The following is a 25338-nucleotide window of genomic DNA, read 5'->3' on the forward strand; positions in this document are numbered from 1 at the left end:
TGTCCAAGACCTAAAAAAGCTGATGGTCAGTCGTCGTAGATATCACCATCGAGGGTCAGGTCGGGGTGCCCGACCATGAAGTCGATCAACGTGGCCAGCGCCGGCGCCGGACGGCGCGCGCCCGACCAGGCCAGCGACGGCGTCCACACCGGCTCCGGGGTCAGCTCCACCACCTGCACCGGCGGCCCGATGGTCCGGGCCACCGAATCCGGCATGATCGCCGCCGCCAGCCCGACGTTCACCAGGGCGCGGGCCGTGGTGTAGTCGCGGGTCTCGAACCGCACGCGCGGCTCCGCCCCGGCCGCGGCCAGCGTGCCGGCGATGATCTCCCCGACCGCCGAGCCCGGCGGATACTTGATCAGGTCGACGCCGTCGAGCTCGCCGACCTTCATCCGCTGCCGCCGGGCCAGCGGCGTCATCACGCCGGTGATCAACACCAACGGCTCCGCGCCGAGCGGATGCGACATCAGGGTCCGGTCGCCGGGCGGCGGCGGGGCCGCCAGCGTCACCACGTCCAGCCGGCCGGCGTGCAGCCCGGCCAGCATCTCGTTGGTGTTCTGCTCCTGGAGCTCGATCTCCACCGCCGGGTACGTGGCCGAGAACGCCGCGAACACCCGGGCCAGCCGAGCCGTCAGCCCGCGGGCCATGCCCAGCCGGATCCGTCCGCGCACGCCGCCGGCCCAGCCCAGCATCTCCTGCTCGACCGCGACCAGGTCGGACAGCACGCGCTCGGTGTGCGCCAGCAGCGCCTCGCCGGCCGGCGTCAGCGCGACCTTGTGGTTGTTGCGCTCGAACAGCTCCAGGCCCAGCTGCCGCTCCAGCTTGCGGATCTGCTGCGACAGCGCCGGCTGGGCGATCCGCAGTGCCTCGGCGGCCCGGGTGAAGTGCAGTTCCCGGGCCACCGCCTGGAAGTACTCCAGCTGACGCGAACTGATCATAAGCCGAGTGTCTCACCAGTCGGCTCGGTCAGACAGTTCAGACCAGCAGCACGAGCTTGCCGCGGACGTGTCCCTCTTCGCTCTCGTCCTGCGCCTCGGCCGCCTCCTCCAGCGGATACGTCGCCACCGACAGCTTCAGCTTGCCCGCCGCGGCCAGGGCCACGCCCTCGGCCAGCGCGCCCGGCACCTGCTCGTCCGGGCTGCCCGTGGTGAAGTGCACGCCGAAGTCGCCGGCGTTGTTGTCGGCGATGGTGATCACCCGCTCGGGGCCGCCGGTCAGCTCGATCAGCGCCGGCAGCCCGCCCCGCCCCGACGCGTCGAGTGCGGCGTCGACCTGGCCGAGGGCGTCCACCCGGTCCATCAGCCCGTCCCCGTAGAGCACCGGCTTGACGCCCAGCGACCGCAGGTACTGGTGGTTGCGCTCGCTCGCGGTCCCGATCACCGTCACGCCACGGGCCACGGCGATCTGGGCGGCGACGGTGCCGACGGTGCCGGCCGCGCCGTCGATCAACAGTGTCTCCCCCGGCTCCAGCTTGAGCAGCGCCAACGCCCGGTACGCGGTGGTCACGCCGGTGTTCAGCGCGGCCGCCTCGGCCCAGGACAGCCCGGCCGGCTTGGCCACCAGGTTGTCGGCCGAGGCCAGCGCCACCTCCGCGTACGAGCCGGACGCGGCGCCCAGCACCTCGTCGCCCACGGCGAATGCCGTCACCCCGGGCCCGACCGCCTCGACCACGCCCGCGACGTCCGATCCCGGGACGGCCGGGAACGAGCCCGGCATCGACGGCCCGAACAGGCCCCGCCGCACTTTCCAGTCGAACGGGTTAACCCCGGCGGCCCGCACCGCCAGCCGAACCTGCCCTCGGCCCGGCTCCGGAACCGGGCGCTCCCCCAGCGTGAGAACCGAGGAATCGCCGTGCTCGCGGTACTCGACGGCCCGATAAGTGTTCGACATCGACGTTCGTCCCTTCCGACAACCGACTGCTCAGGGCAACCCTGCCGGTGTCGGGCTTGTTCCGCGAGTGTTCGGCGTTTGTCGTTCAGCGTGTCGTCGCCGACACCGAACTTGCCGCCGGCGACTACTCCTTGCCTCGTCGGACCGAGGTGGGGAGCGGATCGTGGACGATGGGCAGTTCGGCAGATCGCTGCGGCAGCGTCGACAGACGGCCGGATTGACGCAGCGGGAGCTCGCGGTGCGGGCGGGGGTCAGCGTGCGGGCGCTGCGTTACTGGGAGAACGGGCAAGATCGACACCCGCGCATGGCGTCGCGGCAAGCAGATCCAACAGGTGCTGGACGGCGCCCCGGCGCCGGCCGCCGAGACCGTGCGGATCGGCGTGCTCGGCGCGCTGACCGTGCGGGGCCGCCACCGCGAGCTGGGCCTGCTCCGGCCCAAGGCCGCGGCGCTGCTGGCGGTCGTGGCGCTCCAGCCCAACCAGGAAGTCGGCCGGGACGAGGTAGTCCGCGCGCTGTGGGGCGACGTGCCGCCGGCCTCGTACTCCCGGCTGCTGCGCGGGCATGCCGATGCCGTGCGGCGCATGCTCGGCCAGACGCCGTGGCTGTCGTCGGTCGGCAAGGGCGACGGCTACCTGCTCACGGTCGCGCGCGGCCAACTCGACGTGCTGGAGTTCAAGGCCCTCGTCGCCCATGCCCGGGCCACCCGCGGCATGGGCGACCTGGCGCGGGCGTACGAGCTGTACCAGGCGAGCCTCGACTGCTGGCGCGGCACGCCGCTGCTCGGCTTCCACACGCGGCTGCGCCACCACCCGGCGGCCGTGGCGCTCGCGAACCAGCGCGTGAGCGTCGCCATGGAGTACGCCGACCTAGTGTCCTGCGCCTAAAGTTCGTTGATTAATTGTAGGATTGACGGATGGCAGGTAGAGGCCGGCCGGTGGCCGCTGTGGTGTTAACCGACGAGGAACGCGAGACGCTTCAACGGTGGGCGCGGCGGGCGAAGTCGTCGCAGGCATTGGCACAGCGATGCCGAATCGTGCTCGGGTGCGCGGCCGGCGGATCCAATCAGGACGTCGCCGCCGAGTTGGGGATCTGGCCGCAGACGGTGGGCAAGTGGCGACGACGGTTCCTGGACAGGCGCCTGGAGGGCTTGGTGGACGAGCCACGTCCGGGCGCCCCGCGCAAGATCACCGACGAGCAGGTCGAGGAACTGGTGGTGGCCACGCTGGAACGGACCCCGGCCGATGCCACGCACTGGTCGCGGACCTCGATGGCGGCCGAGAGCGGATTGTCCAAGTCGACGGTCGGACGGATCTGGAAGGCGTTCAACCTCAAGCCCCACCAGGTCGACACCTTCAAACTCAGCAACGATCCGCAGTTCGTCGACAAGGTCCGCGACGTCGTCGGGCTCTACCTGAATCCGCCCGACAAGGCGCTGGTCCTCTGCGTCGACGAGTTGGGTCGGACCGGGGCGCGTTGACGTCCTTACGAACGTTACGTTTCCCCGGCCCGCCCGCCGAACCGGACGTGCCCATTCCTGAGCATCCGGCTCTCCACGAGCCCGTGTCAGCGGATCACTTTGCTGGTTCTGGCGTTATGACTGCCCAGGGTGTAGGGATGTTGGCCGCCCGGTATCGGTAACGGCTGACCGTCACCGTCTGGGGCTGGAACAACGTCACCTCGTCCTCCGTCGGTCGCCACCCCGGAAGGTAACGGCGCATGAGGACGGCCCACTTCGTTTTGTTGTGCCGCTTACGAATCCACCGCACTACCCGATGCCAGGCGTAATCATCGAGGTAGTGGAAGGTCGCCTTCGACACACCATGACGGAAGTAGACGCACCAACCCCGCAGCACCAAGTTGAGTTGGCGCAGCAGGGCGGCAAGTGTTGGATGCGACGACCTGCGGGTCAGCGCGCGGACCCGCCCGACGATCGAGGCCAGCGCCTTCTTCGACGGGTAGGTGTAGACCACGCGCTTGTCCGTGCCCCGCTTCCGTTTCCGCTGGATGCGGAACCCGAGGAAGTCGAAGCCCTCATCGATGTGACAGACCCTCGTCTTGGCTGCCGACAACCGCAGGCCCATCGGGGCCAACAGTCCGGCCACCACCTCCCGGAGGTCTTCGGCATGCCGCTTCGACCCGGACACCAGAACCACGAAATCGTCCGCGTAGCGAACGATCCGATAGGTGGCCGACCCCTTGCGGCGCGCCACGAACCGCCGATACGAGGTGCCGCTGGCCGCCCATGCCCGGGCGAAATGCTCGTCCAGGACTGACAGGGCGATGTTGGCCAGCAACGGAGACAGGATCCCGCCTTGGGGTGTGCCGGGTACTGGTGTTCCTGACCACGCCGTCCTCGCTGAGGACGGTCCGGCATGCAAGACGCCTTCACCCAGAGCCAGAACCACGTTTTGTCCCCGACCCGACCACGCACCCGGTCCATCAGGGCCGGGTGGTCGATCATGTCGAAGCACGCCTCGATGTCCCCTTCCAGGACCCACTCATACGAGCGGGACGTGAACTGGTGGATCTCCGCGATCGCATCCTGGGCCCGGCGCCGAGGACGGAAACCGTAGGAACACGGTTGGAAGTCCGCCTCGAAGATCGGCTCCAGTACCAGCTTCAGAGCCGCCTGCACGGTGCGGTCCCGCGCGGTCGGGATACCCAAGCGACGCAGATTCGCGCTGCCCGGCTTGGGGATCATCCGCTCCCGCACGGGCATCGGGTCGAACCGCCGCTCCCTGAGATCTCGCCTCAAGGTGGGCAGGAACCACTCCTCGGCGGCGAACACGGCGTCCGGACGGACACCATCCACCCCCGCCGACCGCTTACCCTTGTTGCCCCTGACCCGCGTCCACGCCACAACGAGAACAGCCGGGTCACACACCAAATTGAACACGTCGTCGAACCGGCGACCAGGACCATCGATCGCCCACTGATGCAGCTTGGTCTGGATCCGCAGTACCCGCGCCTCGGCCTCCTCGACCGTCGGCCACAGCACACCCGTATTCACCGGTGATCTCCTGCCCTTCCGTTCCCATCGCCGCGGACTCGCTGCCGCCCTTCGCCATGTGGCCGGCTTTCCCGACCTCGGACTACTACGACGGCTCCGCCACGCCCCGGCCCGCTCAGCCGACGACGAGCCTGCCCGCACCCGACCTGGACGGCCAGCACGCGGGACCAGCCCGGGACGCTTCCCACGTTCACCACACACCGGTCGACGGGGTCGGTGCCCAGCTTTGCCCCTGCGACATCGCCACGAGTACGCCGCAGCCTTTCCTCGCGGCCTCCCTGCCGGCGTCTTCACCCGGCCCGAAAGTCACCCGCCCTGTCCCGGACATCCGGTCAAGACAGGTGTGCGTCGCGCTCCGGCCCGCATCCGCCAGGTTGGAGCCGGTGTATCTCTTGAGAGGCTTTAACCGCTGGTTCCTCACGTACACCTTTCCGTCTCGCTAGGTGAGCCCGAGCCGTCTGGCAGTGCCGGCCCGTCTCCTCGTTGTCAGGGCTGCTCCCACCCTCCCCGGCGCCTCCCGGATCAGGCTGCCCTCAGCTTCATCGACCTGCTGCGACAGGACGACGGCGGAGGTCTCTCACCTCCACCCGATAGTGCAGCGCCTCGTGGCGCACGAAGTCGCAGATCCAGGCGCTGGACCGGTCCGCGCCGATGCTGCCGATGATGCCCGGCCTGCCGCAGCGCCGTACCCATGACTACATCCGGCACGGCATCACCACCCTGTTCGCCGCGCTCGACGTGGCCAGCGGCGAGGTGATCGGCTCCATCCACCGCCGTCACCGCGCGGTGGAGTTCAAGAAGTTCCTCACCACACTGGACAAGCAGGTGCCCGCCGACCTTGACGTGCACCTAATCTGCGACAACTACACCACCCACAAACACCCCACGATCAACAAGTGGCTGGCCGCGCACCCCCGCTTCCACATGCACTTCACCCCGACCTACTCCTCCTGGCTCAACCAGGTGGAGCGATGGTTCGGCTTGCTGACCGACAAACGCCTGCGTCGAGCTGCGCACAAGTCCTTACGTGCACTGGAAAACGACATCCGCGACTGGATCACGACGTGGAACGCCGATCCCAGGCCGTTCGTGTGGACCAAGGACGCTGACGAGATCCTCGACCGCCTCGCCTCATATCTTGACCGAATTCCTGGCGCAGGACACTAGGCCGCCGGATCGGGCGGCACACCGAGGTCGACGCCCGGCTGCAGCGCTGGGCGCCGTTCAGCGCCTGACCACCGGGGCGGTGGGGCGGCCGAACCGCCCCACCGCCGGCCGTCACCAGGGGACGTCGGGTGACCGGAAGTACTTGACGCCCATGACGTCCCACCGCGGCCCTTGCGCCGCCAGCCTGGTGCGGTAGGCGTCCCAGGAGTGCGTCCGCTGGGCCGACCACCCGATCTCCGCCACGCCGGGCAGCCGCGGGAAGGCCATGAACTGCACGTCGTCCCAGGTCGGGAACACGTCGGTCCACAGCGGCGCCTCCACGCCGGCGACGTCGTCGGCGACCCCGGGCACGAAGGTCGCCGGATCCCAGTCGTAGGAGTCCTGCACGCTGTTGTAGCCGGCCCAGTCCTGGCCGATGGGCGTGTTCGCGTCGTACTTCATGTCCAGGTAGACCTTGTCGGCCGGCGAGAGCACCAGCTTGTTGCCCCGCGCCTGCGCGACCTTGGCCAGCGCCTCGTCGTCGGTCGAACCGGCCGTCCCCCAGTAGTCGGCGAGCGCGGATCCGGCGAGGTCGCCCGCCTCGACCTGGTGCCAGCCCATCAGCTTCTTGCCGTGCGCGGTGACGATCGCCTGCAGCCGGTTCACGAAGTACTTGTAGTCGGCCGCGCTGGTGTTCACGGCCTCGTCGCCGCCGATGTCGATGTAGTCGCCGGGCGTGATCGCCGCCAGTTCGCCGATCACGTCGTCGAGCCACTTGTAGGTGATCTCCAGCGGCACGCACAGCGAGCTCCAGCCGGGGTTGAGCAGCGGCGGCGCGACGCCGTCGCAGTTCAGCGGCGCGTACGAGGCCAGCGCCGCCGTCACGTGCCCCGGCGTGTCGATCTCCGGCACGATGGTGACGTGCCGGCTGGCCGCGTAGCGGACGATCTCGCTGTAGTCGTCCTGCGTGTAGAAGCCGCCCGGCCCGCGCGAGGCGTCCGTGCTGCCGCCGTAGCGGGCCAGCCGCGGCCAGGACTTGATGTCGATGCGCCAGCCGTCGTTGTCGCTCAGGTGCAGGTGCAGCGTGTTCATCTTGTACAGGGACATCAGGTCGATGTACTGCTCGACCTGCGGCACAGGGAAGAAGTGCCTTGCCACGTCGAGCATCGCGCCGCGCCAGGCGTACCGGGGCGTGTCCCTGACCGTCACCCCGGCGACCGTCCACGGTCCACTCTGGACGGTCTTGGCCTCCACCTTGGCCGGCAGCAGCTGCCTCAGCGTCTGCACGCCGTAGAACAGGCCCGCGCTCGCGTTGGCCGACACCTCGACGCCCACCGGCGTCGCCGTGAGCCGGTAGCCCTCGCTGCCGAGGCTCGACGGGCCGCCCAGGGTCAGCCGGATGTCGCCCGGCAGGCCGATGTCTTCCGGCAAACTGATGGTCGTCACCGGCAGCCGGAATCCCGTCGCCGGCCGCAGCAGGCCGGCCAGGTACTGCCCCGTCGCCGCCGCGCCCGCCGGGGCCACGATGTGGGCCGTCGACTTCAGCGTGAACACCTGGCCCGGCAGCGTCACCACCGAGGAGGGCTCAGGCACCAGCCGCACCGGCGCCGCCGCCTGTGGTGTTGCCGTGGCCACCGGCGCGAACAGCAGCGCCGCCAGGCAGGACACCGTCAGGCCCAGGAGTTTTCGGGTCATCTCCGACCACCGATCTCACAAGGATTCGCCGAACGGTCGCAGGCTATCGGCGTGATCGATTCACCGGAACCCGCCGACCGACGGAAAGTGGGAGCGCTCTCCCTCGTCCACCCCGCGACCGGCCGTATCCTGGGCTCATGACGTCGTCGCTGGCCAGATGGGGCGGGACGGGCCGGTACGCGGACATCGACGGCCCCGTCCACTATGTGGACTTCGGCGGGCCGGCCGACGGTGTGCCAATGGTGATGGTGCACGGGCTGGGCGGCTCGCACCTGGATTTCAGCCTGCTCGCGCCCAGAATGACCGGCCGCTTTCGCGTCCTGGCGCCGGATCTGCTCGGTCACGGCCTGACGGCCCCCGACCACCGGACTTCCACCATCGCCGCCAACACCGACCTGATCGACCGCTTCATCCGCACCGTCGCCGACCGTCCCGTGGTGCTCGTCGGCAATTCCATGGGCGGTCTGATCGCCGCCCGCCAGGCCGCCCGGCATCCCGAGACCGTGGCCCGGCTCGTCCTCATCGACCCCGCGCTGCCCCTCGTCCCGCGCTCCCGCCTGGACGTCGCCGCCGCCATGATCTTCGGCCGCCTCGCGCTGCCCTTGGGCCGCCCCATCCTCGCTTTCCGCCGCCGCAACCGCACCGCTCGGCAGCAGGTCCGCGAAGCCTACGACCGCTGCTGCGTCGACCCTTCACGCGTGCCGGAGAGCCTCATCGTCGCCTTGGTCGAGCTCATCGAGCACCGCGAAAGCCTCCCCGGCATCGACGACGCCTTCCTCGCCTCGGCCCGTACCCTCCTGGACATCAACAACGCCCGCCGGGCCGCGTGGGCCGCCCTCGGCGACATCGTCGCCCCCGTGCTGTTGATCCACGGCGAGCAGGACCGCCTCGTGTCGGTAGCGTCCGCGCGGGAAGCAGCACGGAGGCTTCCACAGTGGACGGTCGACGTGCTGCCCGGGTTGGGACACCTGCCGCAGATCGAGGCGCCGGATCGTGTGGCGTCACGGATTCACAACTGGGTCGGGTGATCTGGCGTCAGGGCAGTAGGCCCAGGCCCGCGACGGCGCGGCTGCCGACGGCCTCGTCGTCGGAGACGGGCTTCTCGGGGCGCCACACAGCGGTGAAGACCACGCCGGGATCGACCACGTCGTAACCGGCGAAGAACGCGGCGACCTGGTCGGGGCTGCGCAGGTTCAGGGGATGGGTGCTCTTGGTGTACATGTCGACGGCCTCGGCGACGGCTCCGGGCCAGTAGTCGAACGACAAACTGTGCGCGAGGGCAAGGTAACTGCCGGACACGCAGGCGTCGCGGTACGAGGCGACCACCCGGCCGGGATCGTCGGAGTCGGGGATAAAGGGCAGCACCTGGAGCATCAGCACGGCGAGGGGCTGGGAGAAGTCCAACAGCCGCAGGGTTTCCGGGTGACTCAAGACGGAGTCATGGTCACGGACGTCGGCCTGGATCACGGCGGCGTAAGGGTTCCCGGCCAGCAGGCGCTGCGACTGGGCGACGGCGACGGGCTCGTGGTCGACGTAGACGACGCGGTTGCCGGGATCGACGGCCTGGGCCACCTCGTGGACGTTGCCGACGGTGGGTATGCCCGAACCCAGGTCGAGGAACTGGGTGATGCCGGCGTCGGCGGCCAGGAAGCGGACGACCCGCTGGAGGAACTCGCGGTTGCGGATGGCGAACTCGCGGGTCTCGGGCAGGATCGCCAGCACGCGGTCGGCGGCCTCCCGGTCCACGGCGAAGTTGTGGGCGCCGCCCAGGTAGTAGTCGTACATGCGGGCCGGATTGGGGCGGCTGACGTCCACGGACTCGTCGTAATCGGGCATGAACGCCATTCTGGATCACCGGGGCGCGCCCGACCAGACGCGCCCCGGTGACCGTTTCAGTTGGTGGCGGACTTGTCGTGCGGGACGGTCGTCCGGCTCAGGCCGTCCAGGGCCGCGCGCACGCCGTTGGCCACGGCGTCGGCGTTGATGCCGCCGGTGCTCATCGGCATCGCCTCGACCAACTGGTCCGGCAGCGCCTGGATGACCGCCGCCAGGTTCTCCAGCGCCTTGCTCTTGTTCACCCGGTCGGTGAACTCGCCGTCAGAGACAGCACCACGGGCGATTCGGCGAATTCCCGTGCCGTGCGAACGACGTTGCCGCCGGTCAATCCGCCAACCGGGTCCGCCACTCGGCGAGGGTCGCGTAATCGTCGAGAGTGAGGCCGACGCGCGGATCAACCCTGTGCAGGAACGCGTCTCCGCCATGACGTGCGGAAACCCAGGCACGGTCGGCCGATCCGAGCTCGTCGTCCACCCAGGCGAAGGGGCGGCCGGCCGCGTACGTCACGAGAAACGGCGTCTTCCAGTGCACGCCGGGGAATTCGGCAGGATCGTCATCGGGCCACTCGACAACCGGCAGCGGCGGCAGGCCGAGCAGGGGCGCGATCAGATCATTGGCGTCGGACAGCCATGTGGTAGCCCAGACGAGTTCGCACGACAGCGCGGACAATCGGGCGCCATGGGCGGGATCGAGGCGGTCGAGGAGCGGATTCGGTGAATCGGTGTGGTAGCTCAGATAAGCGACGCCGCCAAAGGGAATCAGCGTTCCGTCGACGTCGAGAAAGAGCAGCGGGCGGGGCACCTACACATACTTGCCCATGCCGCCGGCCACGTCGATGACGGCGCCGGTGATGTAACTGGCGCGAGAGCCGGCGAGGAAGGCGACCAGGCCGGAGACCTCGTCCACGCGGCCGAAGCGAGCGAGGGGGACTTCGGCGGCGGCGAGGCCGTCGAGGAACTCGGCGCGGTCCTGGGTGGGGGCGCGGCGGGCATGGATGTTGCCCCACTGCGGGGTGTCGACGAAGCCGATGTTGACGCTGTTGACCAGGATGCCGTCGGCGCCGAACTCCTGAGCGAGCACCTTGTTCAGGTTGACGCAGGCGGCGCGGACGACGGTGGTGGAGAAGAACGCGGGATCGGGCTGCTTGGCGTAGACGGAGTTGATGTTGATCACGCGCGGCGACGAGCTGGCCCGCAGGTGCGGCAGGGCGGCCCGGAAGCAGCGGATCTGGGAGAAGAGCTTGACGTCGAGATCGGCCCGCCAGTCCTCGTCACGCAGCGTCTCGAAGTTGCCGGGATGGGCCCGGCCGGCGTTGTTGACCAGGATGTCCACACCGCCAAGAGAATCGGCAGCGGCGTCCACAAAGGACTGTACGGCGTCGGCGTCGGTGACGTCGCAGACCTGATGGAAGACGTTGCCGCCCAAGGAGGCGACGGCCGAGGCCAGCTCCTCGGCGTTGCGGGAGCAGATGGCCACGGCGGCGCCCTCGGCGATCAGCTCGGCGGCGACGGCCAGCCCGATGCCCTTGGAGCCGCCGGTGACGATCGCCCGGCGGCCGGAAAGACCCAGATCCACGCTCAGTCCTCGACCTTCGAGCCCTCGACCTGCGTGGCGGCGTAGTCGACCAGGGTCGACCGCGGCGGCGTGAACACGTCGATCTCCTTGCAGGTGGTGTCCAGCGTCCTCGCGCCGTGCGGCACCCATGGCGGCACGACCGCGACATCGCCGGCCCGCATGGTCCGGGTGTCGCCGTCGATGGTGAACTCGAACTCGCCCTCGGTGACGATGACGATCTGCTCCTCGGCGTGGCTGTGCATCGGCGCCTCGGTGTTCGGCTCGTACGAGGCGAAGTTGAGCAGCATGCTCTCGCCGAGCACGGGCTGGAAGTCCAGGCCCGGCACCAGGGTCATCGCCTTGATGGCGTTCACGTCCACGAACCGCCCGGGCGCGATCGGGGCGCCGCCGCCCTCGGTGCTGAAATGCTCTGAGCTGGTGGTCATGGCCTCTCCCGGATGGATCGGACGGCGGCGGCCAGCCGGACGACGCCCTCCTCGATGTCGGATTCGCTGACCCTGCTGTAGGACAACCGAAGGTGCTCGTTGTCGCGCCCCGAGGGGAAGAAGCCCGCGCCCGGCACGAAGGCGACCTTGCTCTCCCGGGCCGTGTCGGCCAGAGCCATGGTGTCGACGCCGGGCACGCGCAGCCAGCTGAAGAAGCCGCCCTGCGGCACCGTCCACGTGCCCAGGCCGTCGAAATGCTGTGCCAGCGCACCGATCAGCACATCGGCCCGCCGCTGATAGAGCGCGCGGGCGAGCGGCAGGTGCTCGTCGAGGTGCCCGCCGCGCAGGTACTCCTCCACCATCCGCTGCCCCAACGCCCCGGCGCACTGGTCCGAGTTCTGCTTGGCAACGCACAGTTGCGCGATGATCGCCGCCGGTCCGGCCGCCCATCCCAGCCGCACGCCGGGGAAGAACACCTTGGAGAAGGTGCCGATCTGCACGACCACGTCCGGCCCGAGCGACCACAGGCTGGGCCGTGGCTCGTCGTCGAAGCCGAGCTGGCTGTAGGCCACGTCCTCGATGATCAGAACCCCGTGCCGCCGGCACAGCTCGACCAGCGCCGTCCGCCGCTCGACGGACATGGTGCGGCCGCTGGGGTTCTGGAAGTCGGGAATGGTGTAGACGACCTTCGGCGGCGTCGGCAGCTCGCGCAGCAGCACGGCCAGCGCGTCCACGTCGAGGCCGTCCACATCCAGCGGCACGCCGCGAAGCGTCGGATCGAAGGCCATGAAGCCGGATAGGGCCCCGAGATAGCTGGGTTCCTCGACGACCACCACGTCCCCGGGGTCGAGCAAGCTCTTGGCTATCAAGGTGATCGCGTCGATGCCACCGCTGGTGATCATCAGCTCGGCGTCGCCCGGCCGCCGCCCGTCGGTCACGGCCACCCGGTCGGCGACCGCCGCGCGGACGCTGGCGATGCCCTCGCTGGCCGCGTATTGCAGCGCCACCGCGGCGTCGTTGTCGATCAGCTTGTGGGCGATGTCGCCGACCACGTCCGTGGGGAACAGCGACGGGTCCGGGAAGCCGCCGGTGAAGTTGATCAGGTCCCGCGCGCCGGCCAGCGCGAGAATGCCGCCGATGAGGTCCGGCGTGGTGCTGGTGCGCCGCGCCAGCCGTGTGGTCCAGTCGATCACGTAACCACCCCGCCTTGACATGTCCTTACATCTGCCAGGAGAGTTGCACGACTGACCTTACATATCGACACCAGAGACGTCCAGACACCAATCATGTGACGGAGAGTTACCATGGAGTGGGTCAAGCCGCTCGGCGGCATCGGCGAACACGCGGCGGCGGCCGTCGAGCCGGCCCAGCTGGACGCCATCGACCTGCGGCTGTTGCTGCTGCTCAGCCAGGACGCGCGGATCTCGCAGCGCAGCCTCGCCCGTGAGCTCGGCATGTCCGCGCCGGCCGTAGCCGACCGGATCGCCCGCCTGCACCGGCAGGGCGTCATCGAGGGCTACGGCGTGCGGCTCAACTGGAGCGCGCTCGGCTACCCGACCATCGCCTATCTGACCGTCACCGCCGGCCAGGGCTTCGAGCAGGGCACGATCATGACCAAGCTGGCCGAGCTGCCCGAGGTGGAAGAGGTCATGATCGTCACCGGTGGCGTGGACATGCTGGTCCGGGTGCGCGTGCGCGACCACACCCACCTGCGCGAGCTGCTGATCGACGGCGTGTGGCAGATCGAGGGCGTCCAGCGCACCGAGACCTCCCTGTCAGTGGCCGAGAACAAGCCGAAGAACACCGCCAGCGAGCTGCTGGCCGACATGATCCGCCGCACCGAAGAAGGCTGACGGCCCCGCCTTTCGGGCGAGTTGGCTCACTTGGCGAACAGCTGGGCCTCGTCGCGGAACGCCTTGAACTCCAGGGCGTTCCCGGCGGGGTCGTGCAGGAACATGGTCCACTGCTCCCCCGGCTCGCCGGCGAAGCGCTGGTAGGGCTCGATCACGAACTTCGTGTCGACGGCACGCAGCTTGTCGGCCAGCACCTGGAAGTCCTCGACCGTGAGCACGAGACCGAAGTGCGGCACGGGAACGTCGTGGCCGTCGACCGGGTTGCGGCCGGCCTCGGCGCGGGCGCCGGCGACGACGTGGGTGACGACCTGGTGGCCGTGGAAGTCCCAGTCCACCCAGTGTTCGGCCGAGCGGCCCTCGGACAGGCCGAGCACGCCGCCGTAGAAGGCGCGGGCGCGGGCCAGGTCGTCGACGGGAATGGCGAGGTGGAAGGCGGGGCGCGAGGTCATGCCCCCACCTTGCGGGCTCCATGTTCGAATGTCAACATTAGGACATGAGCCTGCCCAGGGCCGCCCGCCGCGGTCTCGCCGAGGAGTCGGCCGACCGGATCCGCGACGCGATCTTCGACGGCACCTTCCCGCCCGGCGCTCCGCTGCGCGAGGTGGACCTGGCCCGTGACCTGGACGTGAGCCGCGGATCGGTGCGTGAAGGGCTGGCGCTGCTGGAGCGCGAGGGCCTGGTGCACAGCGCCTGGCACCGCGGCACGACCGTGATCGACGTGACCCCGCGCGACGTCGAGGAGGTCTACACAGTCCGGGCCGCGCTCGACCGTCTCGCCGCGCTGACCGCCCTGACCACGGCCTCACCCGACGACTTGGCCGCGCTGGACGACATCGTCACGGCGATGGCCGCCGACATCGACCGCCGCGGCCCGCACTTGCTGGCGCTCGACATCGCCTTCCACGACGCCGTGTACGCCGCCAGCGGCAACAGTCGGCTGGTCCAGGCCTGGCAGGCCGTCCGGTCCCAGGTGTGCCTGTTCCAGCTGCGGCGAATCGCCGCCGCCCCGGAGGACTACCTCGCACGAGTGGTAGCCGAGCACAGGGAGTTGGCCACGCTGATCCGGGGCGAGGAGCCTGAACTTCTCGCGCGGACAGCCGAGGAACACGTGCATTCCGCCCGTCGGGCCCTGCTGGCCCATCTGGCCGGGGAGAACCATTAGTCCACAGTGGACGGCCGCAAGACCGCGACGCGGGCATCACCGACGCGCAGTGCGGCTCAGCCCTACCCCACTCACACCAAATACGGATCATCCACCGGCAACCACCCGTCCAGCTCACCGTCGCCCCAGGCCTCAGCCCCACGCATCACGGCCTCGACCGTGTCGAACACGGCCCGGCGCACCTCTTCCCGCCGCCACACCAGCGACCACGTCCACAGCGGCGCCGGCTGCACAATGGGCCGCCGCACGAGATCCGGTGGCAGCAGCACTTCCTGCCCCTTGGGGGAGTTCAAAACCGGCCGACGCAGACGCCGGACGTGGTCGACGAAGGCTTCGCCGGTGATGCCGCCGTCGGAGATGCGCACGATCTGGGCACCGGTGTGCTGGGCGAACTCCTCGGCGTAGGCGTTCCACGAGGACCAGGAGGTCTGGTCGTCGTCGACGGGCACGAGCACGTCCGAGGCACGGACGGGGCGCTCGTCCTCGCCGACGGTCACGGCGTGGAGGCGGTCGACGCCGAGCAGTCGGGAGGCCAGTGCCAGGCGTTCGAGGTCGGGCTTGCGGATCCAGCAGATGGCCAGGTCGAGGCTGCCTTCGGCGACGCGGGCGGCCTGGGCGTGGGAGGGCACGACCCAGGTGTCGATGATCAGCTCGGCGGCGGGGGCGGCCCGCGCACGGAGATCGGCGGGCCGCCAATTGACGTAGCCGAGGCGCACCTGCTCGGTGCCGGCCAGGCGGCCGGCCCGGCGTTGGAGGTCCGCGGCCTGGTCCAGCAGCGCCTTGGTGTGGGGCAGCAGGGTGGCGCCGGCCTGGGTGAGGGCGACGCCACGGCGGTTGCGCTCGAACAGCACGACGCCGAGGTCCCGCTCCAGGGCCTTGATCTGCTGCGACAGCGAAGGCCCGGCGATCAGCAGCCGCTCGGCCGCCCGCCCGAAGTGCAGCTCCTCGGCGACGGCGACGAAGTACTTCAGCTGGCGTAGCTCCACAGCCCGATCCTAGGAGGCTGCGCCTATCACAGGCGAGCCGGCCAGTCGTGGCGTCGACGCAGGCCAGGGGCCCAGGATGGAGGCATGAAGGACTTCGTCGTCACGATCACGACCACCATTCCGGACGGCACAGACCCGGCGGAGGTGGACCGCCGCCGGGCAGCCGAGCATGAGCGGGCCAAGGAGCTGGCGGCCAGCGGGCACCTGTACCGGATCTGGCGGCCGGCCGGGGAGAAGCGCAGCATCGGCATCTGGCGCGGCGAGGACGAGCGGGACCTGCGCGAGAACGTGCTCGGCACGCTGCCGCTGTGGCCGTGGATGCACGCCGAGATCGTCGAGCTGGAGGCGCACCCGAACGACCCGGTCCTGAACCAGTGGTGACCGCCCCCTCGGGACCTCCATGGCGGCATGTCGGCCGGTCGGCCGCGGCGTTGGCGGCCAGCATGGGCATCGGGCGGTTCGTCTACACGCCGATCCTGCCGCTGATGACCGCTCAGGCCGGCCTGACGGCCCAGGGCGGGGCGGCGCTGGCGACGGCCAACTACGTCGGATACCTGGCTGGTGCGCTGGCCGGGGCGTTGCCGGCATTCCGCCGGCCGGCCGTGGCCCGGGCCTCGCTGGTGGTCATCGTGCTCACGCTGGCCGCGATGCCGTTGACCCACAACGTGATCCTCTGGCTTGTGCTGCGCCTGATCGCCGGGATCGCCAGCGCCGTCACGTTTGTCGCCGCCGTCGGCTCCGTGCTGCACCACCTCCGCGAACATCCCGCCCACCTGCCGGGCTGGGCCTTCGGCGGCATCGGCGGCGGCATCGCGATCTCCGGCGTGCTGGTGCTGATCCTCAGCACGATCGGCGACTGGCGGACGGCCTGGTGGTGCTCGGCCGCTCTGGCCGCGGTGATCGCCGCCGGGGCATGGAACATGCACCCGGAGCCCGATCAGAAGTCCACAATGGACACAACACGAAAAGGCACCCGCGCATTTGCGGCGCTGTTCACCAGCTACAGCCTGGAAGGCGTGGGATACATCATCGCCGGCACGTTCCTGGTCGCGGCCATCGACCAGAACTCCCCCGGCTGGTTGGGCAGCGGCGCGTGGGTGATCGTCGGCCTTGCCGCCACGCCGTCGGCCGCCCTGTGGGCGTGGCTGGGCCGCCGCTGGTCACGGCCGTGGCTGCTGGTCGTGGCGCTGCTGGTGCAGGCGACAGGCGTTGCCCTGCCGGCACTTCTCGACGACACGGCCGGTGCGCTGACCGCCGCCGCGCTGTTCGGCGGCACCTTCATCGGCATCGCCACGCTGGCCCTGGCCACCGGCGCCGAGCTGCGGTTCCCGCGTTCGGTCGCGCTGCTCACCGGGGAGAACTAATTGGGGCCGACAATATTCCTATCACGAGCCGAAAGTGAAAACAAAATTGAGGAAGCGGATTGTATCTCCTGCAGGCTCACGTTGTCTCTTATGTTCAGGGCATCTCGGTTTCGGTCTGGGGGCACACCGTTTATCTATCTGAAAGTCCGTTACCAGCCAAATTAGATTAAGGATTGGATAATACAAACCACGTCGGCGCCGTATGTCCTCCTAGCAGCCACTGAAAGCGTTCTTACGCGCGACGGGGATAAATGATTTACGTGCGGTAACGGCTCTCTAATAAGTACGTGTGCGTAAGAAAGTCCACGTCGTCGCATTGGCGAGAAGAGTCGCAATACCTGAGTGAACTGAAAAGAACCTAGCCGCAGTCCAGCGCCCCGATAGCCGGTGCACTCCCCCCTTGCCGGGCGAAGCATCGGCGGGGCCTCGCGGCGGGTGACCGGGCGACCCATGTGCCGAGCCTCGCCAGGTTGGGCAGATCAGCGTGCGCGTCCGGCCAGCGTGGCGCGGCCCGCCTCCAAGCGGGCGACCGGGACGCGGAACGGCGAGCAGGAGACGTAGTCCAGGCCCACCTCGTTGAAGAAGTGCACGCTGTCGGGGTCGCCGCCGTGCTCGCCGCAGACGCCGAGCTTGAGCCCCGGCCGCTGGGCGCGGCCCTTCTCGCAGGCGATGCGGACCAGCTCGCCGACGCCGTCCCGGTCGACCGACTCGAACGGGCTGATGCCGAAGATGCCGCGTTCGAGGTAGGCCGAGAAGAACGCCGCCTCGACGTCGTCACGGGAGAAGCCCCAGGTGGTCTGGGTGAGGTCGTTGGTGCCGAAGGAGAAGAACTCGGCGGCCTCGGCGATCTGGTCCGCGGTCAGCGCGGCCCGGGGCAGCTCGATCATGGTGCCGATGAGGAACTCCAGGTGCGTCGACTCCGACTCCCGCACCTCGCGGGCCACCTGGATGATGTCCTGCTTGACGGTCTCGAACTCCTGCACGTTGGCCACCAGCGGCACCATGATCTCCACCCGCGGCACGGCGCCGGCCTTGATCCGCTGGGCGGCGGCCTCCAGGATGGCGCGGGCCTGCATCTGGAACAGGCCGGGAATGACCACGCCGAGCCGCACGCCACGCAGGCCCAGCATCGGGTTCTGCTCGTGCAGCCGGTGCACGGCCTGGAGCAGCCGCAGGTCGTTCTCCCTTTGCTCGCCCCGGGATTCGGCCACGGCGACCCGCACCGAGAGCTCGGTGATGTCGGGCAGGAACTCGTGCAGCGGCGGGTCGAGCAGCCGGATGGTCACCGGCAGGCCGTCCATCGACTCCAGGAGCTCGACGAAGTCCTGGCGCTGCAACGGAAGCAGCTCCTTGAGCTGGCGCTCCTGCTCCGCGTCGGTGTCGGCCAGGATCAGCCGCTCCACCAGGGACCGCCGCTCGCCAAGGAACATGTGCTCGGTGCGGCACAGGCCGATGCCCTGCGCGCCGAACCGGCGGGCCCGCGCCGCGTCCTCGGGCGTGTCCGCGTTGGTGCGCACGGCCATCCGCCGCACCCCGTCGGCGTGGCTGATCACCCGGTGCACCGCCTTCACCAGGTCGTCCGCGGTGTCCACGTCGATCTCGCCCTCGAAGTACCGCACCACCGGGGAATCCACCACCGGCACGTCGCCCAGGAACACCTCGCCGGTCGCGCCGTCGATGGAGATCACGTCGCCCTCGTGCACGACGACGCCGTGCGGGGCGCGCAGGATGCGCTCCTTGGTGTTGACGTCGATCTCCTCGACGCCGCAGACACAGGTCTTGCCCATGCCGCGGGCCACCACCGCCGCGTGCGAGGTCTTGCCGCCACGGCTGGTCAGGATGCCGGCGGCGGCGATCATGCCGTTCAGGTCGTCCGGGTTGGTCTCGCGTCGGACGAGGATGACCTTCTCGCCGGAACGCGACCACTTCACCGCCGTGTAGGAGTCGAACACGACCTTGCCGGTCGCCGCGCCCGGCGAGGCGTTCATGCCCTGCGCGATCTTGCGGCGCTCGGCCTTCTCGTCGAAGCGCGGGAACATCAGCTGCGCCAGCTGCGCGCCGGTGACCCGGGTGAGCGCCTCGTTCATGTCGATCAGGCCCTGGTCGACCAGCTGGGTGGCGATGCGGAAGGCCGCGGCCGCGGTGCGCTTGCCGACGCGGGTCTGGAGCATCCAGAGCTTGCCGCGCTCGACCGTGAACTCGATGTCGCACAGGTCCCGGTAGTGCTCCTCCAGGGTCTGCATGATCCGCAGCAGCTCGTCGTAGACCCGCTTGTCGATCTTCTCCAGGTCGCGCAGCGGCACCGTGTTGCGGATGCCGGCGACGACGTCCTCGCCCTGGGCGTTCTGCAGGTAGTCGCCGTAGATGCCCTGCGCGCCGCTGGCCGGGTCGCGGGTGAAGGCGACGCCCGTGCCGGAGTCCATGCCCAGGTTGCCGAACACCATGGCCACGATGTTGACCGCCGTGCCCAGGTCGGACGGGATGCGCTCCTGGCGGCGGTAGATCACCGCGCGCGGCGTGTTCCAGGAGTCGAACACCGCCCGCACGGCCAGGTCCATCTGCTCGCGCGGGTGCTGCGGGAACGCCCGGCCGGCGTGCTCCTGCACGACCTTCTTGAACACCTCGACCAGCTGGCGCAGGTCGTCGGCGTCGAGATCGAGGTCGCCCGTGACGCCCTTGGCGTGCTTGGCCTCCTCGATCGCGTCCTCGAAGTGCTCGCCGTCGATGCCGAGCACCGTCTTGCCGAACATCTGGATGAGGCGGCGGTAGGAGTCGAATGCGAACCGCTCATCGCCGGCCTGCTGCGCCAGTCCGTGCACCGAGTCGTCGTTCAGACCGACGTTGAGGACGGTTTCCATCATGCCGGGCATCGAGAACTTGGCGCCGCTGCGTACGGATACGAGCAGCGGATCGGCCGCGTCGCCGAGCTTCTTGCCCATCGATTGTTCCAGCGCGTCCAGCTGCGTGGAGATCTCGTCGGCCAGCCCGTCCGGGAAGTCCCGGTCGGCCAGGTAGGCCAGGCAGGCCTCGGTGGTGATGGTGAAGCCGGGCGGCACCGGCAGGCCCAGCCGGGTCATCTCGCCCAGGTTCGCCCCCTTGCCGCCCAGCAGGTCCTTCATGTCCTTGTTGGCCTCGGCGAAGGCGTAGACGAACTTGGGCATAACAGGGCCTCCTCGGCATGGGCGACAGATCGTCCAGTGTTGGGCCGGATCCGACGCCCCGCAATCGGTCGTGGCCGCGCTAACACCCGTTCGCGAACCGCATCGGTTCAGTTCTCGATACAGCTGGGCGAACGGGTGTAGCGAAGGTCATCACGGGATATCCCCCGCATTCGGAAATGCGCCCACCGAAATCCGGAATTGCCGCGTCAGCGCTTGCGTAGCGCGTGCCAGCCGGCCACGCCCGTGCCGAGGGTGAGCGCCGCCGCCGACATGCCCAGCGACAGGTGCACGCCGACCGCGGAGCCGAGCAGGCCCACCGTGAAGCCGCTGCCGGCCCGCAAGCCGTTGGCAGCGACGCCGTACACGCCGATCACCTTGCCCCGGTCGGCCGGATTGGCCCGCAGCTGCACCACCGTCTGCCCGATGGCCATGGAGGCCAGGTTGGCCACGCCGCCGATGACCAGGGCGACGACGGCCAGCGCGTAGCTGCCCGTGACGGCGAAGAACAGGCTGGTCAGGCCGTAGATTCCGGTGCTGGCGACAGCTGCTGGCACGCTCGGTTTGATGCGGCCGGTGGCTTCGAGCAGGATGCCGCCGATCACGCCGCCGGCGCCGTTGGCGAACAGCAGCACGCCGTAGGCCGTGCCGGCCGCGCCGGCGCCGAGGTCCTGGGCGTAGATCGGCATGGACGTCTGTAGAGACGCCCCGACGAAAAACGCCCCCAGGCCGCCCAGGATGATCATGCTGACGATGGTCCGGTCCGAGCGCACCTCCCTGAACACCCGGATCGAGTCCATCAGGCCCAGCCGGGTGCGCGGCACGCCGCCGTCCCGGCTGTGGCCGGTCACCTTGGTGCGGAACAGGAACAGCGTCAGCGGCAGGTAGAACAGCACGTTGACGAAGATGCCGGCCTCCGGGCCCAGCCCCAGCAGCAGCGCCGAGCCGACCACCGGCCCGAACAGGATGCCGAGGCTGCGGAACGTGGCGTTGAGCCGGACCGCGCTGGGCAGGTCCGCGTCGCCCACGAAGTCGTGCAGCATCAGCTGTTCGCCCGGTCCCCAGATGGCGCCGGCGCAGCCGTGCAGCACGAGCAGGAGGCACGCCTCCCACACCTCCAGCGAGCCGGTGAGGAACAGGACGCCCCAGGCCACCGACACCGCCATGAACAGCACCTGCGCCGCCTGGATCACCCGGCGGCAGTCGTGCCGGTCGGCCAGGCCGCCGAAGTACACCGAGCCCAGCAGGAACGGCACCCAGTGGCTGATCACCTCGAAGCCGGTCAGCGCCGGCGAGTGGAACTTCTCCCACAGCACCCAGTACGTGATGACGTGCTCGATGTTGTCGGCCATCATGGCCAGCGCCGCGCCGACCAGGTAGGTGCGGCAGTCCGCGTTACGCAGGGCCGCGAACTTGCGGGGCGGCGCCGGAACGTGCGTCGGCACGCCGCAGGTGGCGCACATGTCGTTACTCCCCCTCTGTTCGGTCGTTCAGACGCGGCAGCTGATCTCCATGCCGTCGGCCACCGGGAACTCCACGCCCAGGTAGCCGTTGCGCGGGTCGCGGACGTGGTCGAGGTAGGGGCGCATGGAGGGCATGGTGATGTCGTCGGCCACCACCAGGGCACCGGGCGCGAGGCGGGGCTCCAGCAGTCGCAGCACGGGCACGCTCAGCTCCTTCCAGCCGTCCACCAGGACCAGGCCGATCGGGCCGGGGACGTCCGCGAGCGTGTCGAGGGCGTCGCCCGCAAGGATCGTCACATGATGGGACAGGTCGGCCGCGTCCAGATTGGCCCTGGCCGCGGTGACCTTGGTCGCACTCAGCTCGCTGCCGTACACGTGACCGATGCCGTTGTCGTGCACCGCGGCGGCCAGGTGCAGCGTGGAGATGCCGTACGAGGTGCCGAACTCCACGACCACGTCCGGCCGGATCGCCCGCACGAGTGAATACAGCAGCCGACCGCCCTCGGGCGAGATCGGCATGTACACATCCGCCAGCGCGTCCGCCTTGCCTTGCACATCCGTGGGAATCTCGCCGTAGACCCGTCGGTCGTCCTTCTCCGCCTCGGCGAACAGCGTCGCCAGCACCCCGCGTGTCTTCGGTTCGAGCAGTGTCGATGTCATGATCCGTACCATAGACGCAACGTTGCGTCTTGTCTACAGCCGACTAGGCTGTGCCCCATGGGCGCTGATCATCACGGCAACCGCTACGGCCGCAGCGAGGCGGCCCGGCAGGCCGTTCTCGAGGCCGCCGACGACCTGCTCGTCGAGCACGGTTTCGCCGGCCTCACCATCGAGAAGATCGCCGCCCGGGCCGGCGTGGCCAAGCAGACCATCTACCGCTGGTGGCCGTCCAAAGTGGACATCCTGCTGGACGCCTTCGGCGACGACATGGCCAAGGCCCTCACCCCCGCCGACCACGGCTCACTGGCCGCCGACCTCCGCGAGCACCTCGCCGCCGTCGCCGACTTCCTCACCACCAACGACGCCGGCGCCGTCTACCGCGCCCTGGTCGGCCAGGCCCAGCACGACCCCGCCCTCGCCGCCCGCCTCCGCGACACCCACCTCGCCGCCCAGCACCTGCGCGACCGCCTGCCCTTCGACCGCGCCCTCGCCCGTGGCGAACTCTCCCCGACCCTCGACCTCGACCTCGCCGTCCAGCGCCTCATGGCCGTCGTCCACTACCGCGTCCTGGTCACCGGCGAACCGGTTTCCCGCGAGTTCACCGACCCCCTGGTCGATTCCTTCCTACCGACGCTGCCGCTGTAGCCCCCTTTACGCAGGGAAGGACGCCTTACCCTCGTTCACCGCGGGTAAGGCGTCCTTCCCTGCATGGGGTGGAGTCAGTTGCTGCTGAGGAACTGCTGGGCGAACTTGCGGCCCTGGGTCACCGCGCTGCCGTGGTTCTCGATGGGCGAGACCTTGGAGTTCTTGAACACGATGTAGGTGACCTTGTCCGAGGTGCCGCCGTTGGACGGGTCGGGGTCGATGCCGAGGGCCTTGGCCGTGGCGTACGAGGCCTCGCCGATGGAGTCGTCCGGACCCTCGTCGCCGAAGACCGCGTACTCGACGTGACCGTGGTAGATCACCGCGAGCACGTCACCGCCCTTGATGCCGGCACTGCCGTAGTTCCAACGGGAACTGGGCAGCGGGATGACGACGTAGGGCACCTGGGCGGCGTTGAACGGCTTGCCGTCGGACTGGTGGAACGACGTGTCGTCGTAGAAGCAGCAGTCGGTGTTCTCGTTGCACTGGGCCGTGCGCTGGCCGTCGCAGTCGACGGCCATGCCCGAGGTCCAGAAGTACGCGCCGGTGGCGCCGCAGATCGGGGTCTGGCCGCCGTTCTTGTCCGAGTAGGTGCCGTGGGAGACCTGGTTGCAGTGGGTGGTCTTGGCCAGCAGCTGGGCGGCGGTGGGGTTGCCGTCGTCGGACCGGGGCGCGGCGGCGGCCTGGTGACTCGCCTGCGGCGCCGCGGCCGCCTGGCCGGCGGCCGCGAGCGACGTGCCGAGGACCACCGCGAACACGGCGACCAGCACTTTTCTGATCATGAACTTCCTCCACAGGGAATGGCAGGGGATATCGCGGCGGAGTCAAGGGGCGCAACGGACAGCGCGGTGTCGTGGCAAAAGTTCACGGCGCGGCAAGGGGAGCGCCGCCGGACAGGGATCGGCGGCGGTCACGGCCGTTCAGCCGGGTCTGGGGACTGTGTTCCGCGACAAGGGATTCCCGTGTGGCGCGAACCGCGCCGTGCACCGAGCACCCATCAGGATTCCCTCCGCGAAGTCGCTTCGCTTGAGTAGAAATCCCTGTGGCGGCAGTGATTTCCGGTTCGACGGCCGAGGCCGCCTCACATCGGCAGTTAGGAAACTTACCTTCCTAATGCGGGGAGAGTAGCCGCACCCGCCGGGACCGTCAAGGACACGAATCCGAGACGGGCTCAGGGCAATCGGGCTTGTCCGAACCGGACAACAACGCCGGCCGGCCCGACGCCCACGCAGCCACAACGGCTCAGGACACCGGGTAGTCCGGCAGGACAACGTCGCTGGCCAGCTTGGTGGTGCCGGCGACCATCAGCTTCTGCACGGCCCTGGTGCTGAACATGGCGTTGCGCAGCCACAGCAGGGCGGCGTTGGAGGGGGCGAGGAACTGGCCGGGGCTGGTGCCCTTCTGCCAACGGCCGGCGTAGCCACGCATGCGCTGTTCGTACGCGGCGAAGGCCTTCCGGTGATCACCCCGCGCCTGGGACAACTCCCCCGCCAGCACGTAGGCGCCGACGACGCCGGTGCCGACGCCCATGCCGCCGAGCGTGACTCCCCACGCGGCGTCGCCGAGCAGCGCGAAGCGCCCCTTCGTCCACCGCGGCGCCTGCACCCGGCTGATCGAGTCGAAGTACATCTCGTCGACATCGCCCAAGGTGTCGAGCAGATGCGGGACGTGCCAACGCATTCCGCCGAAGGCGTCCCGGATCATCGCCTTCTGGCGGTCCACGTCACGCCAGTCGACGTCGACCTGTGGGCTGGCGAACACGAACAGCGCGCCGGCCTTGCTCGGCTCACGGAAGTCCGCGCTCACCGCCGCCATCCGACCCGGCACGTTGTACTGGGTCGACGTCGTGCCGTACCCGCGGTCGTTCGGCAGGTCCCAGCCCGCGATGTAGTAGCCGAGATGCTTGACGTAATCCCGTTCCGGCCCGAAGGCCAGCCGCCGCACCGCCGAGTGCATCCCGTCCGTGCCGATCACCAGATCGAACGTCCGCGACTCCGCCCTGGCGAAGTCGACCTGCACCCCGTCCGCCGTCTCCGTCAGGCCGGTGACGGTGTCCCCGAACAGGTACTTCGCGTGGTCCAGGCTTCGCTCGTACAGGATTCTCGACAGGTCGTTGCGCCGAACCTCCACCTCGCCGCCCGCGAACTCCTCCGGTAAGCGGAAGATGCGCTCGCCCCGCTCGTTCACCGCCTCCATCGCCCCGCCATGCGTCTGGACCGCCTTCAGCTCGTCCAGCACACCCAGCGTCTTCAGCACCCGCCTGTGCGTCTCGCCGCGGAAGTCCACCGCGAACCCGCTGGTCCGCAGCTTCGACGCCGCCTCGACCACCGTCGCCTCGATGCCGTGCCGCCCCAGCGCCGTCGCCAGCGCCGGCCCCGCCACGCCCGCACCCGAAACCAACACCCGCATGATCGCCTCCCATAAACCGTGTCCCTAAGACACAGTGTACGGTAGACACAGTTTCAGCGGTTGG

Annotated in this window: 25 protein-coding genes and 3 pseudogenes; 10 read left to right on the top strand and 18 right to left on the bottom strand. The window is 69.4% G+C overall.

The genetic code is table 11. From position 1 onward, the window contains the following. Positions 1-26 precede the first annotated feature (26 nt). Together KUTG_RS52985 and KUTG_RS05855 are read right to left on the bottom strand one after the other, a co-directional pair. Entirely contained in the window at positions 27-938 is a 912-nt protein-coding gene (locus KUTG_RS52985; RefSeq protein ID WP_052394069.1) for a LysR family transcriptional regulator, read from the bottom strand. Positions 939-975: 37 nt separating this feature from the next. Beyond that, entirely contained in the window at positions 976-1890 is a 915-nt protein-coding gene (locus KUTG_RS05855; RefSeq protein ID WP_043715474.1) for an NADP-dependent oxidoreductase, read from the bottom strand. Between the two features lie 163 nt (positions 1891-2053). Between KUTG_RS05855 and KUTG_RS65990 the strand changes: the two are divergent. The 3 genes and pseudogenes from KUTG_RS65990 to KUTG_RS05865 all read left to right on the top strand — a co-directional run. Further along, a pseudogene (locus KUTG_RS65990) lies at positions 2054-2188 on the top strand (helix-turn-helix domain-containing protein); the annotation flags it as partial. 34 nt (positions 2189-2222) lie between these two features. Further along, positions 2223-2774: an AfsR/SARP family transcriptional regulator gene (locus KUTG_RS05860; RefSeq protein WP_043715477.1), complete on the top strand. Its 552-nt coding sequence runs from the start codon at positions 2223-2225 to the stop codon at positions 2772-2774. Positions 2775-2803: 29 nt separating this feature from the next. Continuing rightward, positions 2804-3343: pseudogene (locus tag KUTG_RS05865) on the top strand (IS630 family transposase); the annotation flags it as partial. Between the two features lie 118 nt (positions 3344-3461). Here KUTG_RS05865 and KUTG_RS65120 read toward each other — a convergent pair. Then, the gene (locus KUTG_RS65120) at positions 3462-4184 is read right to left on the bottom strand and encodes a group II intron maturase-specific domain-containing protein (protein ID WP_198047033.1); all 723 of its coding nucleotides are present in this window, start codon (positions 4182-4184) and stop codon (positions 3462-3464) included. Between the two features lie 128 nt (positions 4185-4312). After that, a pseudogene (locus KUTG_RS65995) lies at positions 4313-4609 on the bottom strand (reverse transcriptase domain-containing protein); the annotation flags it as partial. A gap of 915 nt (positions 4610-5524) precedes the next feature. On the opposite strand from KUTG_RS65995, the gene KUTG_RS05880 reads away from it, so the two are divergent. Further along, positions 5525-6067, top strand: a complete 543-nt coding sequence (locus tag KUTG_RS05880) for an IS630 family transposase (RefSeq protein WP_369794618.1) — start codon at positions 5525-5527, stop codon at positions 6065-6067. 111 nt (positions 6068-6178) lie between these two features. Here the strand turns inward: KUTG_RS05880 and KUTG_RS05885 are convergent, their stop codons facing one another. Further along, the gene (locus tag KUTG_RS05885) at positions 6179-7741 is read right to left on the bottom strand and encodes a beta-N-acetylhexosaminidase (RefSeq protein ID WP_043715480.1); all 1563 of its coding nucleotides are present in this window, start codon (positions 7739-7741) and stop codon (positions 6179-6181) included. A gap of 137 nt (positions 7742-7878) precedes the next feature. On the opposite strand from KUTG_RS05885, the gene KUTG_RS05890 reads away from it, so the two are divergent. Next, on the top strand, positions 7879-8769 hold the full coding sequence (locus KUTG_RS05890; protein ID WP_043715482.1) for an alpha/beta fold hydrolase: 891 nt from the start codon (positions 7879-7881) through the stop codon (positions 8767-8769). A 7-nt stretch (positions 8770-8776) separates the two neighbouring features. Here the strand turns inward: KUTG_RS05890 and KUTG_RS05895 are convergent, their stop codons facing one another. From KUTG_RS05895 to KUTG_RS05920, 6 genes are all read right to left on the bottom strand, one after another. Continuing rightward, positions 8777-9577 carry an SAM-dependent methyltransferase gene (locus KUTG_RS05895; protein ID WP_043728419.1) on the bottom strand — a complete coding sequence of 267 codons (801 nt, stop codon included), beginning with the start codon at positions 9575-9577 and terminating at the stop codon, positions 8777-8779. Between the two features lie 56 nt (positions 9578-9633). Continuing rightward, positions 9634-9819 carry a hypothetical protein gene (locus tag KUTG_RS05900; RefSeq protein ID WP_043715484.1) on the bottom strand — a complete coding sequence of 62 codons (186 nt, stop codon included), beginning with the start codon at positions 9817-9819 and terminating at the stop codon, positions 9634-9636. 82 nt (positions 9820-9901) lie between these two features. After that, complete coding sequence (locus KUTG_RS05905) at positions 9902-10378, bottom strand: HAD domain-containing protein (RefSeq protein WP_043715486.1); 477 nt, start codon at positions 10376-10378, stop codon at positions 9902-9904. Then, the gene (locus KUTG_RS05910) at positions 10379-11152 is read right to left on the bottom strand and encodes an SDR family oxidoreductase (RefSeq protein WP_043715488.1); all 774 of its coding nucleotides are present in this window, start codon (positions 11150-11152) and stop codon (positions 10379-10381) included. It abuts the gene before it with no gap. 2 nt (positions 11153-11154) lie between these two features. Further along, positions 11155-11577 (bottom strand): cupin domain-containing protein, encoded by a 423-nt coding sequence (locus KUTG_RS05915; protein ID WP_052394072.1) that lies wholly within the window; start codon positions 11575-11577, stop codon positions 11155-11157. Further along, complete coding sequence (locus KUTG_RS05920; RefSeq protein WP_052394074.1) at positions 11574-12770, bottom strand: aminotransferase-like domain-containing protein; 1197 nt, start codon at positions 12768-12770, stop codon at positions 11574-11576. The genes KUTG_RS05915 and KUTG_RS05920 overlap by 4 nt, the downstream gene beginning before the upstream one ends. A 111-nt stretch (positions 12771-12881) precedes the next feature. Here KUTG_RS05920 and KUTG_RS05925 point away from each other — a divergent pair, with 111 nt between their 5' ends. Further along, positions 12882-13430, top strand: a complete 549-nt coding sequence (locus tag KUTG_RS05925; protein WP_052394076.1) for an Lrp/AsnC family transcriptional regulator — start codon at positions 12882-12884, stop codon at positions 13428-13430. Between the two features lie 26 nt (positions 13431-13456). Here KUTG_RS05925 and KUTG_RS05930 read toward each other — a convergent pair whose 3' ends face one another. Then, positions 13457-13879 (bottom strand): VOC family protein, encoded by a 423-nt coding sequence (locus KUTG_RS05930; RefSeq protein ID WP_043715492.1) that lies wholly within the window; start codon positions 13877-13879, stop codon positions 13457-13459. Between the two features lie 44 nt (positions 13880-13923). On the opposite strand from KUTG_RS05930, the gene KUTG_RS05935 reads away from it, so the two are divergent. After that, the gene (locus tag KUTG_RS05935; RefSeq protein ID WP_043715494.1) at positions 13924-14592 is read left to right on the top strand and encodes a GntR family transcriptional regulator; all 669 of its coding nucleotides are present in this window, start codon (positions 13924-13926) and stop codon (positions 14590-14592) included. 71 nt (positions 14593-14663) lie between these two features. On the opposite strand, the gene KUTG_RS05940 is transcribed toward KUTG_RS05935, so the two are convergent. Then, positions 14664-15578 carry a LysR family transcriptional regulator gene (locus KUTG_RS05940; RefSeq protein ID WP_043715496.1) on the bottom strand — a complete coding sequence of 305 codons (915 nt, stop codon included), beginning with the start codon at positions 15576-15578 and terminating at the stop codon, positions 14664-14666. A gap of 84 nt (positions 15579-15662) precedes the next feature. On the opposite strand from KUTG_RS05940, the gene KUTG_RS05945 reads away from it, so the two are divergent. Together KUTG_RS05945 and KUTG_RS05950 are read left to right on the top strand one after the other, a co-directional pair. After that, positions 15663-15959, top strand: coding sequence for a muconolactone Delta-isomerase family protein (locus KUTG_RS05945; protein ID WP_043715498.1), 297 nt, complete (start codon positions 15663-15665; stop codon positions 15957-15959). Beyond that, complete coding sequence (locus tag KUTG_RS05950; protein WP_232240683.1) at positions 15956-16942, top strand: YbfB/YjiJ family MFS transporter; 987 nt, start codon at positions 15956-15958, stop codon at positions 16940-16942. Before KUTG_RS05945 ends, KUTG_RS05950 begins: the two co-directional genes overlap by 4 nt. A 479-nt stretch (positions 16943-17421) precedes the next feature. On the opposite strand, the gene ppdK is transcribed toward KUTG_RS05950, so the two are convergent. The 3 genes from ppdK to KUTG_RS05965 all read right to left on the bottom strand — a co-directional run bounded on the left by ppdK (position 17422) and on the right by KUTG_RS05965 (position 22223). Beyond that, positions 17422-20103, bottom strand: coding sequence for a pyruvate, phosphate dikinase (ppdK, locus tag KUTG_RS05955; protein ID WP_043715500.1), 2682 nt, complete (start codon positions 20101-20103; stop codon positions 17422-17424). 206 nt (positions 20104-20309) lie between these two features. Next, entirely contained in the window at positions 20310-21563 is a 1254-nt protein-coding gene (locus tag KUTG_RS05960) for an MFS transporter (protein ID WP_043715502.1), read from the bottom strand. A 27-nt stretch (positions 21564-21590) separates the two neighbouring features. Next, a complete protein-coding gene (locus KUTG_RS05965; protein ID WP_043728423.1) occupies positions 21591-22223 on the bottom strand; it encodes an O-methyltransferase in 633 nt (210 codons plus the stop codon). Between the two features lie 57 nt (positions 22224-22280). Here KUTG_RS05965 and KUTG_RS05970 point away from each other — a divergent pair, with 57 nt between their 5' ends. After that, on the top strand, positions 22281-22868 hold the full coding sequence (locus KUTG_RS05970; protein WP_043715505.1) for a TetR/AcrR family transcriptional regulator: 588 nt from the start codon (positions 22281-22283) through the stop codon (positions 22866-22868). A 74-nt stretch (positions 22869-22942) separates the two neighbouring features. Here KUTG_RS05970 and KUTG_RS05975 read toward each other — a convergent pair whose 3' ends face one another. Both KUTG_RS05975 and KUTG_RS05980 read right to left on the bottom strand, forming a co-directional pair. Then, complete coding sequence (locus KUTG_RS05975) at positions 22943-23647, bottom strand: glycoside hydrolase family 75 protein (RefSeq protein ID WP_043715507.1); 705 nt, start codon at positions 23645-23647, stop codon at positions 22943-22945. A 460-nt stretch (positions 23648-24107) separates the two neighbouring features. Next, positions 24108-25274: an FAD-dependent monooxygenase gene (locus KUTG_RS05980; RefSeq protein ID WP_043715509.1), complete on the bottom strand. Its 1167-nt coding sequence runs from the start codon at positions 25272-25274 to the stop codon at positions 24108-24110. Positions 25275-25338: the final 64 nt, after the last annotated feature.

The organism is Kutzneria sp. 744 (assembly GCF_000568255.1).
GTDB lineage: Bacteria > Actinomycetota > Actinomycetes > Mycobacteriales > Pseudonocardiaceae > Kutzneria.

Excerpts from the sequence above, each read along its gene's own strand:
- KUTG_RS52985 (WP_052394069.1), bottom strand. The coding sequence starts at position 938 with ATGATCAGTTCGCGTCAGCTGGAGTACTTCCAGGCGGTGGCCCGGGAA.
- KUTG_RS05855 (WP_043715474.1), bottom strand. The coding sequence starts at position 1,890 with ATGTCGAACACTTATCGGGCCGTCGAGTACCGCGAGCACGGCGATTCC.
- KUTG_RS05885 (WP_043715480.1), bottom strand. The coding sequence starts at position 7,741 with ATGACCCGAAAACTCCTGGGCCTGACGGTGTCCTGCCTGGCGGCGCTG.
- KUTG_RS05890 (WP_043715482.1), top strand. The coding sequence starts at position 7,879 with ATGACGTCGTCGCTGGCCAGATGGGGCGGGACGGGCCGGTACGCGGAC.
- KUTG_RS05895 (WP_043728419.1), bottom strand. The coding sequence starts at position 9,577 with ATGCCCGATTACGACGAGTCCGTGGACGTCAGCCGCCCCAATCCGGCC.
- KUTG_RS05915 (WP_052394072.1), bottom strand. The coding sequence starts at position 11,577 with ATGACCACCAGCTCAGAGCATTTCAGCACCGAGGGCGGCGGCGCCCCG.
- KUTG_RS05925 (WP_052394076.1), top strand. The coding sequence starts at position 12,882 with ATGGAGTGGGTCAAGCCGCTCGGCGGCATCGGCGAACACGCGGCGGCG.
- KUTG_RS05930 (WP_043715492.1), bottom strand. The coding sequence starts at position 13,879 with ATGACCTCGCGCCCCGCCTTCCACCTCGCCATTCCCGTCGACGACCTG.
- KUTG_RS05935 (WP_043715494.1), top strand. The coding sequence starts at position 13,924 with ATGAGCCTGCCCAGGGCCGCCCGCCGCGGTCTCGCCGAGGAGTCGGCC.
- KUTG_RS05945 (WP_043715498.1), top strand. The coding sequence starts at position 15,663 with ATGAAGGACTTCGTCGTCACGATCACGACCACCATTCCGGACGGCACA.
- ppdK (WP_043715500.1), bottom strand. The coding sequence starts at position 20,103 with ATGCCCAAGTTCGTCTACGCCTTCGCCGAGGCCAACAAGGACATGAAG.
- KUTG_RS05960 (WP_043715502.1), bottom strand. The coding sequence starts at position 21,563 with ATGTGCGCCACCTGCGGCGTGCCGACGCACGTTCCGGCGCCGCCCCGC.
- KUTG_RS05965 (WP_043728423.1), bottom strand. The coding sequence starts at position 22,223 with ATGACATCGACACTGCTCGAACCGAAGACACGCGGGGTGCTGGCGACG.
- KUTG_RS05970 (WP_043715505.1), top strand. The coding sequence starts at position 22,281 with ATGGGCGCTGATCATCACGGCAACCGCTACGGCCGCAGCGAGGCGGCC.
- KUTG_RS05975 (WP_043715507.1), bottom strand. The coding sequence starts at position 23,647 with ATGATCAGAAAAGTGCTGGTCGCCGTGTTCGCGGTGGTCCTCGGCACG.
- KUTG_RS05980 (WP_043715509.1), bottom strand. The coding sequence starts at position 25,274 with ATGCGGGTGTTGGTTTCGGGTGCGGGCGTGGCGGGGCCGGCGCTGGCG.